Source organism: Bradyrhizobium sp. AC87j1 (assembly GCF_002936975.1).
GTDB lineage: Bacteria > Pseudomonadota > Alphaproteobacteria > Rhizobiales > Xanthobacteraceae > Bradyrhizobium > Bradyrhizobium shewense.
Genome location: NZ_PTFE01000148.1, coordinates 1 through 14,154 on the forward strand (window position 1 = coordinate 1; position 14,154 = coordinate 14,154).

17 protein-coding genes are annotated in these 14,154 nt (G+C 62.9%); 5 read left to right on the plus strand and 12 right to left on the minus strand.

The genetic code is table 11. The annotated features are described in order from the left end of the window. Window positions 1-361: 361 nt before the first annotated feature. A complete protein-coding gene (locus CV770_RS38250; protein ID WP_091954823.1) occupies window positions 362-1,984 on the minus strand; it encodes a peptide chain release factor 3 in 1,623 nt (540 codons plus the stop codon). Between the two features lie 175 nt (window positions 1,985-2,159). Here CV770_RS38250 and sugE point away from each other — a divergent pair, with 175 nt between their 5' ends. Further along, window positions 2,160-2,474 (plus strand): quaternary ammonium compound efflux SMR transporter SugE, encoded by a 315-nt coding sequence (sugE, locus tag CV770_RS38255; protein WP_104466007.1) that lies wholly within the window; start codon window positions 2,160-2,162, stop codon window positions 2,472-2,474. On the opposite strand, the gene CV770_RS38260 is transcribed toward sugE, so the two are convergent. The 7 genes from CV770_RS38260 to CV770_RS38290 form a co-directional block, all read right to left on the minus strand. Then, window positions 2,467-3,474, minus strand: coding sequence for an inorganic phosphate transporter (locus CV770_RS38260; protein ID WP_091954817.1), 1,008 nt, complete (start codon window positions 3,472-3,474; stop codon window positions 2,467-2,469). The two genes, sugE and CV770_RS38260, sit on opposite strands and share 8 nt — an antisense overlap. A gap of 11 nt (window positions 3,475-3,485) precedes the next feature. After that, window positions 3,486-4,130: a DUF47 domain-containing protein gene (locus CV770_RS38265; RefSeq protein ID WP_091954813.1), complete on the minus strand. Its 645-nt coding sequence runs from the start codon at window positions 4,128-4,130 to the stop codon at window positions 3,486-3,488. 156 nt (window positions 4,131-4,286) lie between these two features. Then, window positions 4,287-5,255, minus strand: coding sequence for a branched-chain amino acid ABC transporter permease (locus CV770_RS38270; protein ID WP_091954810.1), 969 nt, complete (start codon window positions 5,253-5,255; stop codon window positions 4,287-4,289). A 1-nt stretch (window position 5,256) separates the two neighbouring features. Beyond that, window positions 5,257-6,120: a branched-chain amino acid ABC transporter permease gene (locus CV770_RS38275; RefSeq protein WP_018317616.1), complete on the minus strand. Its 864-nt coding sequence runs from the start codon at window positions 6,118-6,120 to the stop codon at window positions 5,257-5,259. Window positions 6,121-6,187: 67 nt separating this feature from the next. Then, on the minus strand, window positions 6,188-7,405 hold the full coding sequence (locus CV770_RS38280) for an ABC transporter substrate-binding protein (RefSeq protein ID WP_091954807.1): 1,218 nt from the start codon (window positions 7,403-7,405) through the stop codon (window positions 6,188-6,190). 39 nt (window positions 7,406-7,444) lie between these two features. Beyond that, on the minus strand, window positions 7,445-8,191 hold the full coding sequence (locus CV770_RS38285; RefSeq protein WP_104466008.1) for an ABC transporter ATP-binding protein: 747 nt from the start codon (window positions 8,189-8,191) through the stop codon (window positions 7,445-7,447). Then, the gene (locus tag CV770_RS38290; RefSeq protein ID WP_018317619.1) at window positions 8,184-8,939 is read right to left on the minus strand and encodes an ABC transporter ATP-binding protein; all 756 of its coding nucleotides are present in this window, start codon (window positions 8,937-8,939) and stop codon (window positions 8,184-8,186) included. Before CV770_RS38290 ends, CV770_RS38285 begins: the two co-directional genes overlap by 8 nt. A 355-nt stretch (window positions 8,940-9,294) precedes the next feature. On the opposite strand from CV770_RS38290, the gene CV770_RS38295 reads away from it, so the two are divergent. Next, window positions 9,295-9,942, plus strand: a complete 648-nt coding sequence (locus CV770_RS38295) for a PAS domain-containing protein (RefSeq protein WP_201760220.1) — start codon at window positions 9,295-9,297, stop codon at window positions 9,940-9,942. A 3-nt stretch (window positions 9,943-9,945) separates the two neighbouring features. Here CV770_RS38295 and CV770_RS38300 read toward each other — a convergent pair whose 3' ends face one another. Further along, window positions 9,946-10,305 (minus strand): ArsC family reductase, encoded by a 360-nt coding sequence (locus CV770_RS38300; protein WP_104466013.1) that lies wholly within the window; start codon window positions 10,303-10,305, stop codon window positions 9,946-9,948. 107 nt (window positions 10,306-10,412) lie between these two features. On the opposite strand from CV770_RS38300, the gene CV770_RS38305 reads away from it, so the two are divergent. From CV770_RS38305 to CV770_RS38315, 3 genes are all read left to right on the plus strand, one after another. Then, on the plus strand, window positions 10,413-10,784 hold the full coding sequence (locus CV770_RS38305; RefSeq protein ID WP_091954796.1) for a tRNA-binding protein: 372 nt from the start codon (window positions 10,413-10,415) through the stop codon (window positions 10,782-10,784). 213 nt (window positions 10,785-10,997) lie between these two features. Then, complete coding sequence (locus tag CV770_RS38310) at window positions 10,998-11,630, plus strand: TetR/AcrR family transcriptional regulator (protein ID WP_104466010.1); 633 nt, start codon at window positions 10,998-11,000, stop codon at window positions 11,628-11,630. A 3-nt stretch (window positions 11,631-11,633) separates the two neighbouring features. Next, window positions 11,634-12,416 (plus strand): sulfite exporter TauE/SafE family protein, encoded by a 783-nt coding sequence (locus tag CV770_RS38315; protein WP_104466011.1) that lies wholly within the window; start codon window positions 11,634-11,636, stop codon window positions 12,414-12,416. Window positions 12,417-12,418: 2 nt separating this feature from the next. Here CV770_RS38315 and CV770_RS38320 read toward each other — a convergent pair whose 3' ends face one another. From CV770_RS38320 to CV770_RS38325, 3 genes are all read right to left on the minus strand, one after another. Further along, window positions 12,419-13,123 carry a glutathione S-transferase family protein gene (locus tag CV770_RS38320; protein ID WP_104466012.1) on the minus strand — a complete coding sequence of 235 codons (705 nt, stop codon included), beginning with the start codon at window positions 13,121-13,123 and terminating at the stop codon, window positions 12,419-12,421. A 121-nt stretch (window positions 13,124-13,244) separates the two neighbouring features. Continuing rightward, window positions 13,245-13,391, minus strand: coding sequence for a hypothetical protein (locus CV770_RS42970; RefSeq protein WP_165637180.1), 147 nt, complete (start codon window positions 13,389-13,391; stop codon window positions 13,245-13,247). Window positions 13,392-13,760: 369 nt separating this feature from the next. Next, window positions 13,761-14,154, minus strand: a 394-nt coding sequence (locus CV770_RS38325) for a DUF429 domain-containing protein (protein WP_146101439.1), incomplete at its 5' end; no start/stop codon positions are given.

Sequence of the window (14,154 nt, forward strand, 5' to 3'; positions counted from 1 at the left end):
GTGCAGGGCTGGCCGTCGAGCACGCTGCAGGGCTCGTGCGCGAACGGGATCGGATTGATCTGGCGGCGCTGCGCGTCGGCGGCGATCGTAGAGATCGCCAACAGGATGAAAACGAGGATGCCGCGCCACATGGAGTGCACTCGCAAAGCCATGCGATAAAAGTGGCGTTGCCCATCAACGCGTCAAGTCCGAGCGCATTCACATGCGCGCGTTCAACACCGGTGTCGTCGCCCGGCTCGACCGGACGACCCAGTACTCCGTGACGGCGGTTATGGAATCCAGAGGCTGCGGCGTACTGGATTCCCCGCCTTCGCGGGGAATGACAGCGGAGGGCGCCTACAAAGCTGGCGGAGCGCCCACCCTACCCCTTCTTCTTGACGTCCTTGACGTTGGTGAACTCGATGCCCTCGGCGCGCTCCTTGGTGTAGCCGAGATAGAACTCGTTCCGCGCCAGATACACGGGATCGCCATCGACGTCGTCGGCGATGCTGGAGGTATTGGCGGCGATGAAGGTGTCGAGCTTCTTGCGGTCCTCCGAGGAGACCCAGCGCGCGAGCTGGAATTCGCTGACCTCGAACTCGACCGGCAGCGAATACTCCGCCTCCAGCCGCGCCTTCAGCACGTCGAGCTGAAGCGCGCCGACGACACCGACCAGCGCCGGCGCACCGTCGCGCGGCCGGAACACCTGCACCACGCCCTCTTCCGACATCTGCTGAAGCGCTTCCTTCAGCTTCTTCGCCTTCATCGCATCGGTGAGACGGACGCGGCGAACGATTTCCGGCGCGAAGCTCGGCACGCCGACGAAGTTGAAATCCTCGCCGTCGGTCAGCGTGTCGCCGATGCGCAGCGTGCCGTGATTGGGAATGCCGACGACGTCGCCGGCGAAGGCTTCGTCCGCGACCGAGCGGTCCTGCGCGAAGAAGAATTGCGGGCTCGACAGCGGCATGCTCTTGCCGGTGCGAACCAGCTTGGCCTTCATGCCGCGGCTGAGCTTGCCCGAGCAGAGGCGCGCAAAGGCGATGCGGTCGCGGTGGTTCGGATCCATGTTGGCCTGGATCTTGAACACGAAGGCGCTCATGCGCGGATCGGTGGCCTCGACCCTGCGCTGGTCGCTGTCCTGCGCGCGCGGCTCGGGCGCGAACTTGCCGAGACCTTCCAAGAGGTCGCCGACGCCGAAATTGCGCAGCGCGCTGCCGAAATAGACCGGCGTCAAATGGCCCTCGCGGAACGCGTCGAGCTCGAACGGTTTTGACGCTTCGGTGACGAGCTCGAGTTCGTCCTTCACGGCGGAGACGTCGAGATTGGCATTCAGCTTGGCGAGCTCGGCGATCTCGATCTGCTGCGCTGCGCCGGTCTTGGCGCCGCCGCCTTCGAGCAGGCGCACGCCGCCATTGGCGACGTCGTAGGTGCCGAGGAAGTCGCGGCCGCGTCCGACCGGCCAGGTCATCGGCGTGGTGTCGAGCGCCAGCGTCTTCTCGATCTCGTCGAGCAGCTCGAACACGTCGCGGCTCTCGCGGTCCATCTTGTTGATGAAGGTGATGATCGGGATATCCCGAAGACGGCACACCTCGAACAGCTTTCGGGTGCGCGCCTCGATGCCCTTGGCGGCGTCGATCACCATCACGGCGGAATCGACCGCCGTGAGCGTGCGATAGGTGTCCTCCGAAAAGTCCTCGTGGCCCGGCGTGTCCAGCAGGTTGAACACGAGCCCTTCGAACTCGAAGGTCATCACCGAGGTCACGACCGAGATGCCGCGCTCGCGCTCGATCTTCATCCAGTCCGATCGCGTGTTGCGCCGCTCGCCCTTGGCCTTGACCTGGCCGGCGAGGTTGATGGCGCCGCCGAACAGCAGCAGCTTTTCGGTCAGCGTGGTTTTGCCGGCGTCGGGATGGGAGATGATCGCAAACGTGCGCCGCCGCGCCACTTCAGCGGCAAGCGGGGAACGGGCCGGCGATTCGGCTGTGGTGGTGGCGATGTCGGACATGGCGGGAGCGTGTGGCAGGGAAAACGGGCCTGATCAAGCCTCATTTGGTGATTGCGGAGCCTTCCGGCCAGCCCCATATCGGCCTTGGCCATACTGGCCTTGGGGGGAGGACGACCTCCCCGGCCCATCAGCACATCAGCCGCGGGGACGCCCCTGCCTTGAATGGAGGGTCGTCATGGCCTGGAGCATCCTGTTCGTCGCGGGCCTTCTCGAGATCACCTGGGCGATCGGCCTGAAATACACCGAGGGCTTTAGCAGGCTTGTTCCGTCCGTCGTCACGCTCGCGGCCATGGCCGGCAGTGTCGTCCTGCTCGGATTCGCCCTCAAATCCCTACCCGTTGGAACCGCCTATGCGGTCTGGACCGGCATCGGCGCGGTCGGCACCGCAACGCTGGGCATCATCCTGTTCGGCGAGCCGGCCACGGCCCTCCGCCTTGCCAGCATCGGGCTCATCGTCGCCGGCATCGTCGGGCTGAAGCTGGTTACTTGACGAAGATCTTGACCGCCCACCAGGTCAGCGCCGCCACGATGGCCGAGGCCGGGATCGTGATGACCCAGGCATAGACGATCGAGCTGGCAACGTTCCAGCGCACCGCCGAGACGCGGCGGGCGGCGCCGACGCCGACGATGGCGCCGGTGATGGTGTGCGTGGTGGAGACGGGAACCCCGAGATAGGTCGCCATGAACAAAGTCACGGCCCCGCCGGTCTCGGCGCAAAAGCCCTGCATCGGGGTCAATTTGGTGATGCGCAGGCCCATGGTGCGGACGATGCGCCAGCCGCCCATCAGCGTGCCCAGTGCCATCGCCGCCTGGCAGGACAGCACCACCCAGAACGGCACCGAGAAGTCGCTGCCCAGATGGCCCTGCGAATAGAGCAGCACCGCGATGATGCCCATGGTCTTCTGCGCGTCGTTGCCGCCATGGCCGAGCGAATAGAGCGAGGCGGAGGCGAATTGCAGGATACGGAAGGCGCGGTCGACCGCGAACGGCGTCGAGCGCACCGAGGCCCAGGACACGATCGCCACCAGCATCATCGCCAGCAGGAAGCCGATCAGCGGCGACAGCACGATCGCCAGCACCGTCTTGGTCAATCCGCTCCACACCGCAGCCGAGATCCCGGCCTTGGCCATGCCGCCGCCGACGAGCCCGCCGATCAGCGCATGCGAGGACGAGGACGGGATGCCGAGCGCCCAGGTCACGAGGTTCCAGACGATGGCGCCGACCAGGGCCGCGAAGATCACCTGGGCATCGACGATCGAGGGATCGATGATGCCGGTGCCGATGGTCTGGGCGACGTGCAGGCCGAACACCATGAAGGCGACGAAATTGAAGAACGCGGCCCAGAACACCGCGAATTGCGGCCGCAACACGCGGGTCGAGACGATGGTCGCGATCGAATTGGCGGCATCGTGCAGGCCGTTCAGGAAATCGAACAGCAGCGCGACGGCGATCAAGCCGACCAGGACGGGAAGACCCAACGCGGCATCCACAGCGGCCTGCCCTAAACTTGCTCGATGACGATGCTGTTGATCTCGTTCGCGACGTCGTCGAAGCGATCCGCCACCTTCTCGAGGTGGTCGTAGATCTCGACGCCGACGATGAAGTCCATCGCATTGCCGTCGCGATGCTTCAGGAACAGCTCCTTCAGACCGATGTCGTGGAGATCGTCGACGCGGCCCTCGAGCTTGCCGAGCTCCTCCGTGATCGCCGTCAGCATGGCGACGTTCGGGCCGATCGACTGCATGAGCGGCAGCGCGCGGCCGACCAGATTGGCGCATTCGATCAGAAGCCCGCCGATCTCGCGCATGGACGGCTCGAAGGTGCGGACCTCGAACAGCATCACCGCCTTGGCCGTCTGCTGCATCTGGTCGATGGCGTCATCCATCGACGTGATCAGGTTCTTGATGTCGCCGCGGTCGAACGGGGTAATGAAGGTGCGGCGCACCGCCGTCAGCACCTCTCGGGTGATGTTGTCGGCATCATTCTCGAACTGGTTGACGCGCTGGCAATAGACCGGCGTCTCCTCGCCCCCGTTCAGCATGCCCTGGAGCGCGATGGAGCCCTGGATCACCGTCTGGGCATGCCGGTCGAACAGGTCAAAGAACCGTTCTTCCTTGGGCAGGAAAGCACGAAACCATCGCATCATGGGGGTAGGCTACCGGTTGGAAATGGCCCGGCCCTGTCGGGCCGTCATGAAACTGTCATAGACCATTTTCGATCCGCGCGCGTGTCATCTCACGCCCGCGGAGCCGGATCATCCACCGCTTTCAGACGGCCGGTAAACCGTTTTTGAATCAGCTACTTAGAGCGATCGCCGGAAGTAATGCGCGATTTCGCCGATGACGCCGCGGCGGAAGGTGAGCACGCAGACCACGAAGATCGAGCCCTGGATCACGGTCACCCACTGGCCGAAGCCGGCGAGATATTGCTGCATGGCGATGATCGCGAAGGCACCGACCACGGGACCGAAGATGGTTCCGAGGCCGCCAACCAGCGTCATCAGCACGACCTCGCCCGACATCGACCAATGCACGTCGGTGAGCGAGGCGTTCTGCGCCACGAACACCTTCAGCGCACCGGCAAAACCCGCCAGCGTTCCCGACAGCACGAAGGCCAGGAATTTGTACTGGTCGGTGCGGTAGCCCAGCGAAATCGCGCGCTGCTCGTTCTCCCGGATCGACTTCAGCACCTCGCCGAACGGCGAGTTGATGATGCGGTAGATCAACAGGAAGCCGGCGAGAAACCCGACCAGCACGACGTAATAGAGCACCGTCGGCTTGGACAGATCGAAGACGCCGAACATGCGTCCCTGCGGGATGCCCTGGATGCCGTCCTCACCGTGGGTGAACGGGGCCTGGAGGTAGATGAAGTACAGCAGCTGCGACAGCGCCAGCGTGATCATCGAGAAATAGATGCCCTGGCGGCGGATCGAGATGTAGCCGGTGATCAGCGAGAGCACGAAAGCCGCGGCGATGCCGACGAGGATGCCGAGTTCGGGCGGCAACGCCCACACTTTCAGCGCATGCGCGCAGCAATAGCCGGCGGTCCCCAGGAACATGGCGTGGCCGAACGACAACAGGCCGCCATAGCCGATCAGCAGATTGAAGGCGCAGGCGAGCAGCGCAAAGCACAGCGCCTGCATCACGAAGAACGGGTAGACGCCCGTGAATGGCACCGACGCCAGCAGTAGCGCCATCAGTACGAAAGCGATCATCTCGTCGCGCATCGCGCGAGGGGTCACCGGCAGCGTGTCGTCCGTCAGGGTTGTCATATCAGGCCGCCCTTCCCGTCAATCCCGTTGGCTTCACCAAGAGCACCAGCACCATCAGCACGAACACGACGGTGTTGGAGGCCTCGGGATAGAAATACTTGGTCAGACCCTCGATCACACCGAGCGCGAAGCCGGTGATGATGGAGCCCATGATCGAACCCATGCCGCCGATCACGACCACCGCGAACACGACGATGATGAGGTCGGCGCCCATCAGCGGCCGCACCTGGTTGATCGGCGCCGAGAGCACGCCCGCGAGCGCGGCAAGGCCGACGCCGAGACCATAGGTCAGCGTGATCATGCGCGGCACGTTGATACCGAAGGCGCGCACCAGCGTCGGATTTTCGGTGGCGGCGCGCAGGTAAGCGCCGAGCTGGGTCTTCTCGATCAGGAACCAGGTCGCCAGACACACGACAAGCGAGAACACGACCACCCAGCCGCGATAGATCGGCAAGAACATGAAGCCCAGATTCATGCCGCCCTTGAGCTGGTCCGGAATGGCGTAAGGCAGACCGGAGGAGCCGAAATAGTTCTGGAACACGCCCTGCACGATCAGCGCGATGCCGAAGGTCAGGAGCAGGCCGTAGAGATGGTCGAGCCCGGTCAGCCATTGCAGCATGGTCCTCTCCAGGATCATGCCGAAGATGCCGACGATCACGGGTGCGATCAGCAGCGCCCACCAGTAGTTGATGCCGCCGAGGCTCAGCAGGAAATAGGCAACGAAAGCGCCCATCATGTAGAGCGCACCATGGGCGAAATTGATGATGTTGAGCATGCCGAAAATCACGGCAAGCCCGAGACTGAGCAGCGCGTAGAACGAGCCGTTGATCAGTCCCACCAGTAGCTGAGCGTAGAGAGCCTGCATCGGGATTAATTTCCGCCAACAAAATGAAAGCCCGCCGGCGGCACGACCGCCCCGGCGGGCAAGAGAGTTACTTCTTCACCAGCGGACAGGCGCTCTCGGAGAGCGGCCGGAACGCCTGGTCCGCGGGGACGGTGCCCACCAGCTTGTAGTAGTCCCACGGCCCCTTCGATTCCGAGGGCTTCTTGACCTCGAACAGGTAGGCCGGGTGAATCTTACGGCCGTCGACCCGGATACTGCCCTGACCGAACAGCGGATCGTCGGTCGGCATCGACTTCATCTTCTCGACCGCCTTGGCGCCATCATGCGGATTGCCGCCCATCGCCTCCAATGCCTTGAAGTAATGGATCAGTCCCGAATAGACACCAGCCTGCACCATCGAAGGCATCGCCTTGTTCTTCATACGCTCCGAAAAGCGCTTGGAGAAGGCGCGCGTTCCGTCGTTGAGATCCCAATAGAAGGTCTCGGTGAAATTGAGCCCTTGCGCCACGTTCAGGCCGAGCGAGTGAACGTCGGTGATGAACAACAGCAGCCCGGCAAGCTTCTGCCCGCCGGCAACGATGCCGAACTCGGCCGCCTGCTTGATCGAATTGGTGGTGTCGCCGCCGGCATTCGCAAGACCGACGATCTTCGCCTTCGATGCCTGCGCCTGCAAAAGGAACGAGGAGAAGTCCGAGGAGTTGAGCGGGTGCTTGACGCTGCCGAGCACCTTGCCGCCCGCCTTTTGCACCACCGCCGTGGTGTCGCGCTCCAGCGCCGCACCGAACGCGTAGTCGGCCGTCAGGAAGAACCAGGAATCGCCGCCCGCCTTCACCAGCGCCTGACCGGTGCTGTTGGCCAGCATGAAGGTGTCATAGACCCAATGGATGGTGTTCGGCGAACATTGAGCGTTCGTCAGATCCGAGGTCGCCGCACCCGTGTCGATCAGGATCGAATTCTTCTCCTTGACGACATTGTTGACCGCGAGCGCGACGCCGGAGTTCAGCACATCCATGAAGATGTCGACCTTCTCGACGTCGGCCCATTGGCGCGCGATGGTGGTGGCGATATCGGGCTTGTTCTGATGATCGGCGGAGATCACGTCGATCTTCCAACCCTTGGCGGCAAGCCCGGAATCCTCGACCGCCATCTGGGCGGCCAGCGTGGAGCCCGCCCCACCGAGGTCGGAATAGAGACCGGAATTATCGGTCAGCACGCCGATCTTGACCGTCTTGTCCTGTGCCGAGGCGCCGCTTGCGACGAATCCCAGAGCCACGCCGAGAAGAAGTGCAGAAAAACGCTGTTTCATATTCCCTCCGGGAAATCCACTATTGAACGCCTTGGGGCGTCAGACGCCCAAATAGGTGTGGAGCTTGTCCATGTTGGCGGCAAGATCCGCATTGGCAAATCCGTCAATGATCTTGCCGTGCTCGACCACGTAGTAGCGGTCGGCGACGGTGGATGCGAAGCGGAAATTCTGCTCGACCAGGAGGATCGTGAATCCCTCCTTCTTGAGCCGCGCAATGGTGTGGCCGATCTGCTGGATGATGACCGGCGCCAAGCCCTCGGTCGGCTCGTCCAGCATCAGGAAGCTCGCACCGGTGCGCAGGATGCGCGCGATCGCGAGCATCTGCTGCTCGCCACCGGACAGCTTGGTGCCCTGGCTGTTGAGCCGCTCCTTCAGGTTCGGGAACAGATCGAAGATCTGATCGAGCGGCAGCCCGCCTTCGCGGACCACCGGCGGCAGCATCAAATTCTCGCGCACGTCGAGACTGGAGAATATGCCCCGCTCTTCCGGGCAGAATGCGATGCCCATGCGCGCGATCTTGTCGGAGGTCGCGCGGATGATCTCCTGGTTGTTGAACTTCACCGAGCCGGTACGCTTGCCGATGATGCCCATGATCGACTTCAGCGTGGTCGTCTTGCCGGCGCCGTTACGCCCGAGCAGGGTGACGACCTCGCCCGCGTTCACGTCGAAGTTGATCCCGTGCAGGATGTGAGACTCGCCGTACCAGGCTTCCAGGTTGCGGATTTGAAGGATGTTTCCGCCGGTCGCAGCCTTGGCCGGAGCCTCGGCGATCGCAGTGTCAGGCATGACCGGCTCCCAGATAGGCTTCCTTGACGCGCTCGTCCTTGGTGAGCTCCGAGTAATGGCCCTGCGCGAGCACCTGGCCGCGCGTCAGCACGGTGATGATGTCGGACAGGTTGGCCACGACGCTTAAGTTATGCTCCACCATCAGGATGGTGTATTTCGCCGAGATGCGCTTGATCAGCGCTGCGATCTTGTCGATGTCCTCGTGGCCCATGCCCGCCATCGGCTCGTCCAGCAGCATCATCTCCGGGTCGAGCGCGAGCGTGGTTGCGATCTCCAGTGCACGCTTGCGTCCATAGGGCATCTCGACCGCGGGCGTGTTGGCAAACTCGTTCAGCCCGACATCGTTCAACAATTCGCGCGCGCGATCGTTGAAGCGGTTGAGCACCGACTTGGAGCGCCAGAAATCGAACGAAGAGCCGTGCTGGCGCTGAAGCGCGACACGGACGTTTTCCAGCGCCGTGAGATGCGGAAACACCGCCGAAATCTGGAACGACCGAACCAGCCCCATGCGGGCCACGTCGGCCGGCGCCATCGCGGTGATGTCCTGCCCCTTGTAGAGGATTTTTCCGGCGGACGGTTTCAGGAACTTGGTCAGAAGATTGAAGCAGGTCGTCTTGCCGGCTCCGTTCGGGCCGATCAACGCATGAATGCTCCCACGGCGAACCTTGAGCGCAACGTCGCGGACGGCAAAGAAGCCCGCGAACTCCTTGGTCAAGCCTTCCGTTTCGAGAATAAACTCATCGGCCAAACAGATTTCCCCCTGCCCGCGCGAGCCGCGTGGCTATCCTTGTTGCTTCGGCTTTCCGGGGGCCTTGGAGCCTATCCTTGGAGCCCATCCGGAACGCCGCCTCCGGGCGCGGAATATGCCGGAGGTGACGGGGGTTAGGCAAGGCGGAAAGCTGAGCAGATCAGGTCTCCGGCTGGGATACAAATGCTCCCTTAGTCGGAGATGTTTTGATGTCGTGCCTGCCCGGCCTCCCGGTTCGCAAGGCACCGGTCATCAAGCCGTCGTTAACGGTCTTTCGTCCGGCGCGCCAGCCTTCATAGAAAATTTTCCCGCAGGCGGCATCATGTGCGGGTTTTGACGTTCCAGGATTATCGTTTTGGATTTCGCAAGCGCCGCTCCGTCCGTCGTCAAGTCGATCAGGCAGCGTGATCTCCTGAACACGTGGCTGCGACTTTATGCGAGCCAGCAGATCGCGCCGGCGGTCTGGGAATATCAACCCGCGCGGCTCGAGGAAGAGCTGTCCGATCTCATCTATTATACGGTGGACGCTTCGACGTCGGCGCCGCGCCTCACCATCCAGAGCGAAGGCACTCGCATCTCCCGTGCCTATGGACATACCGGCAAAGGCGTTCTGCTCGACGATTATCTCGGGCCGCGGCTCGCCCCCTTCGTGATGCCAGTTTACTATGAATGCGTGGCCCGCGGGCTGCCCGTCTACAGCGTTGCTGACGTCGACGACATCTACGGGCGCATCGTCGCGTATGAACGGCTGCTGCTGCCTTTCCAGACCGGCGGCCAAGTCTGCCACGTCATCGCCTCGGTCAAGACCTTCTGCGAGGACGGCGGCTTCGAGATCAAGAATCTGATGCGCGGAAATGACGCGCTGCCGCGCCCGAAACTGCGCGCCGTGATCGATCGCGATCTCTTCCATCGCGCGCCTGGCCGCATCGCGACGGCCGACGTGGTCGAATTCGCGGACCAGCCGGCTCCCGGTGTCACCAACGAGATCATCGAGCTGAACTAGTCTCTAACGCGTCTTGGCCCCGACTTCCTTGGCATAGATGTCCGGCTTGAAGCCGACCAACAGCTTGCCGCCGATTTCAAGCACCGGCCGCTTGATCATCGATGGTTGCGCTAGCATCAGCGCCAGCGCCTTCTTCTCGGTGACGCCTTCCTTGTCGGTATCGGGCAGCTTCTTGAAGGTCGTGCCGGCGCGATTGAGCAGCGTCTCCCATCCGACCTTGTCGCTCCACTGCTTGAGCTTGTCCTTTTCGACGCCCGCCGCCTTGTAGTCGTGGAATTCATACGCGACGCCATGGGTGTCGAGCCAGGCGCGCGCCTTCTTCATGGTGTCGCAGTTCTTGATGCCGTAGATGGTGTTGGGCAAAAGATGTTCCTCGCGCATGGCGTATCGTGATGTTCGCAGCGTTGTACGAAACTCCGCTTCGCGCGACAATATTGCGAACGAGGCCAAACTCGCCGAACGGACATCCCATGCACGTCACCCACGATCCCGCAGCTGCTGCCACGCCGACCATCGACTTCAACAGCTTCCTCGCGGTCGATATCCGCGTCGGCACCGTCGTCGACGCAAAACCGTTTCCGGAGGCGCGCAAGCCGGCCTTTCGGCTGTGGATCGACTTCGGCCCGGTGATCGGCGTGCGCAAGAGCTCGGCCCAGATCACCGAAAACCATCCGCTCGAGACTTTGGTGGGACAACAAGTCGCGGCCGTCGTCAATTTCCCGCCGCGCCAGATCGGACCCGTCATCTCGGAGGTGCTGACGCTCGGCTTCCCCGATGCCGACGGCAAGGTCGTGCTGGTGCAGCCGAGCAGGCCAGTGCCGAACGGCGGACGACTGTTCTAGTCGCGCGCGATCGAGTGCAGCGTCGCCGCTGTCGACGCATTCGCAACGACATCATCCTTCTCCTGCCAAGCCCCCAGACCAGCCAGAACTTGACCAAAATCCTCTTCTGCGCTAAAAATGACTGACTGATCGTTTTTTATTGCGATCCACTTATACTCTACCCGATTGGGATCAACTGTAAAACGATCAACCTGTCAGTTAAAGGACGGCGAGATGCCCAAGATCAGCGACAAGCAGCGCGAAAGTCGGCGGCAGCAAATTCTCGAAGCTGCCCTCGCCTGCTTCTCCGAAGACGGCTTTCACCAGACCGGCATGGCCGACATCGTGAAACGCTCCGGACTGAGCCACGGCGCGGTATATCTCTACTTCCAGAGCAAGGACGATCTGATCGAAGCACTCGCCGACGACCGGCATCGGCGCGAAGCCGTGCTCAATTCGGTCGCGCAAGGATCCGGCGATCCGATCGAAGGGCTTCACGCGCTGATCCGCGTCTACGCGCAATGGCTGACCGACCCCGCCGGCGAACCGCGCCGCCGTGTCGGCATCCACGGCTGGGCCGAAGCCCTGCGCAACCGCCGCGTCCGCACCAGCGTCGTCGAGGGCATCGACATGCCGCGCGCGCTGATCGTGGCGCTGGTCGAGCGCGGCCAGCATGACGGCCTGATCAGGCGCGACCTCGGTGCCGAAGCGATCGCACGCGTGCTGATCGCGATCTTCCAGGGCTTTGTGCTGCAAAAATGCTGGGGCGAGGATTTCGACGTCGAGGCCTGCATGGCGGCGGTGACCGGGGTGATCGACGGCTTTCGCACGACCAGGCCTGACATCAAGCGGCGAACCAGGACGTAAGCGATGTCAGGGATCCAAGACCTGCTTGCTGGCGCCGGCGTCGGTCTGGTCAGCGGATTGACGTCGGGTTTGACGGGAATGAGCCCGGGTGGCGGGCTCGTGATCTTCAGCGTGTTGCTGCTTGGGGCCGAACAACACGTCGCGCAGGGCACCTCGCTAATCACACAGATCCCGCCGATGGGCCTCGCCGGCGCCCGCCGCTATTGGCGGAGCGGCAATCGCAGCCCCTTGCCGTGGATCGTGTGGATCGGCATCGGATTTCTCGTCGGCGGTGCCGGCGGAGGCTACGCCGCGGCGGCGGTTTCCGACCAGGTCTTGCAATGGACTTATGTCGTCTATCTCGTCGCGCTGATCGTCCTGCTGATCCTGCGTCGCGATCGCAAGGACGGCGGCCGTGAGGCCGGCGACCAGGACCAACTGCCCCGGCTACCCCTGCTGCTCATCGGCCTGCTCGCCGGGTTTTCCTCCGGCTTCATGGGCATCGGCGGCGGTCTGGCGATCACGGTCGGCCTTGCTGCGGGCCTGCGCGTGCCGCAGCATCAGGCGCAGCTCGTCAGCCTCGTATTCTCGGTCATCCCGACCAATCTTCCGGCGGCCTGGATCTACTGGAGCAAGGGCCTGATGGTCGGTTGGCCGGCCATCACAGGCATTCTGGCCGGCCTCTGGATCGGCACCGATCTCGGCGCACGCCTAGCCAATGGCGTCAGCAAATCGGTGCTGCGCCGGGTCGTGATCGCCTTCGTCTTGCTGATGGCGCTCTACATGACGTACAAGGCGCTGACCTGATCTTACGGCCGCGGCGGAATGTTCAGTCCGCGCTGCACCGCCGGGCGCGCGAGGCCCCGTTCGAGCCAGGCGCCGACGGATTTGAACTGGGTGAATCCGACGAGCTCGCCGGCACCGTAGAAGCCGATGAGATTGCGCACCCAGCCGAGCATGGAAATGTCGGCGATGGTGTAGTCGTCATCCATGAACCATTGCCGTCCCGAAAGATGCGTCTCCATCACGCCGAGCAGACGCTTGGCTTCGGCGACGTAGCGGTCGCGCGGACGCTTGTCCTCAAAATCCTTGCCGTCGAATTTGTGGAAGAAGCCGACCTGACCGAACATCGGCCCGATGCCGCCCATCTGGAAGTGCACCCACTGGATGGTCTGGTAGCGGCGGGCGGCATCCTGGGACAGCCGCTTGCCGGTCTTCTCCGCGAGGTATTGCAGGATCGCCCCGGACTCGAACAGCGCCAGCGGCCTGCCGCCGGGACCGTTTGGATCGAGGATCGCCGGGATCTTGCCGTTCGGATTGAGCGAAAGGAATTCAGCCGTCTTCTGATCGTCCTTGCCGAAATCGACGAGATGGACCTCGTAGGGAAGTCCGATCTCCTCCAGCATGATCGAGACCTTGACGCCGTTCGGCGTCGGCAGCGAATAGAGCTGGAGCAGTTCGGGATGTTTGGCCGGCCAGCGTTTGGTGATGGGAAAGGCGGACAGATCAGACATCGACACTCCGGCTGCGTTCGTAAGACGCGCCTAATCTAGGCGAGCCGGCGAACGATGCAAGGCCGAGCAGCCGTCAGCTTAACGCCTGCGTCGCCAGCCAGTCACAATGGCCTTGAAGCGACTAGGGCGGCAGCGTCGCGACCTTGACGACCGGAGTCATGGTTTCATGCTGCAGTCGATACTGGATGAACCATTGACCCGTGATCAGCAGCGCAGCCGTGAAGGCAATCGCGAGAGTCGCGGTCGCCCATTGGCAGACGTCGTGCATGGCATTTGTCCCTCAGCTCCTGTGGCTTAAACGTTCGCTGACATGCCGTGTTCCGACTTGGCAGGAAAATTTTGCCGGTTTTTCCCGTTTTCCCAGACGAGACGTTGCGTTGTTTCGAGGGACCATCGAGCAACTTGCGCGTTGTGACGGGATGAATATTGAGAAGCGCGCCCTGCTCGATCACGCTCAGCGCTGTCGCCGCGTCGCGGACGATCTCGCCCATCGCGAATCCGCGCGACGGCTCCGAGAGATGGCCGATGTGTACGAAGCGCGAGCCGCAAGGCTGGACGATGAGGGTGGCTCCTTGAAGCCGAGCCATTGTGGTCGTGGTCACCTTGCCGGTACAAACGATCGGCAGAGTTGATCTGGTCAGTAATTGATCTCCATTCGCAGTCCGCGCGGATCGATCTCCTCGCCGCCGACACGCCGCGTGCTGTCACGCGCCGCCACCGCGCAGGCACAGGCGTCGATCAGATCGTCGCGGCCGATGCCGGTGCCGTGGCGAAGCGTCAACCATCTTTCGACCTTGTTGAAACCCCGAGCTCTCAGCAGCGCGACGCGCTGCTCGCGGCCTTGCGCCGACGTCTTCGGTTCAAGCCGCACTCGTCCTGCGAGATTCCAGAACACCAATTCCGGATGCGCTTCGCCGATCGTCGCCTGCCGCGCCGGAGTCATGATCTCGTCGACGTCCCTGATCTTGTCCCTGATATTCCAGAGCTGCGCCGACACACCCCTGCCCTTGCCTTCATGCGCCCAGTAGTGA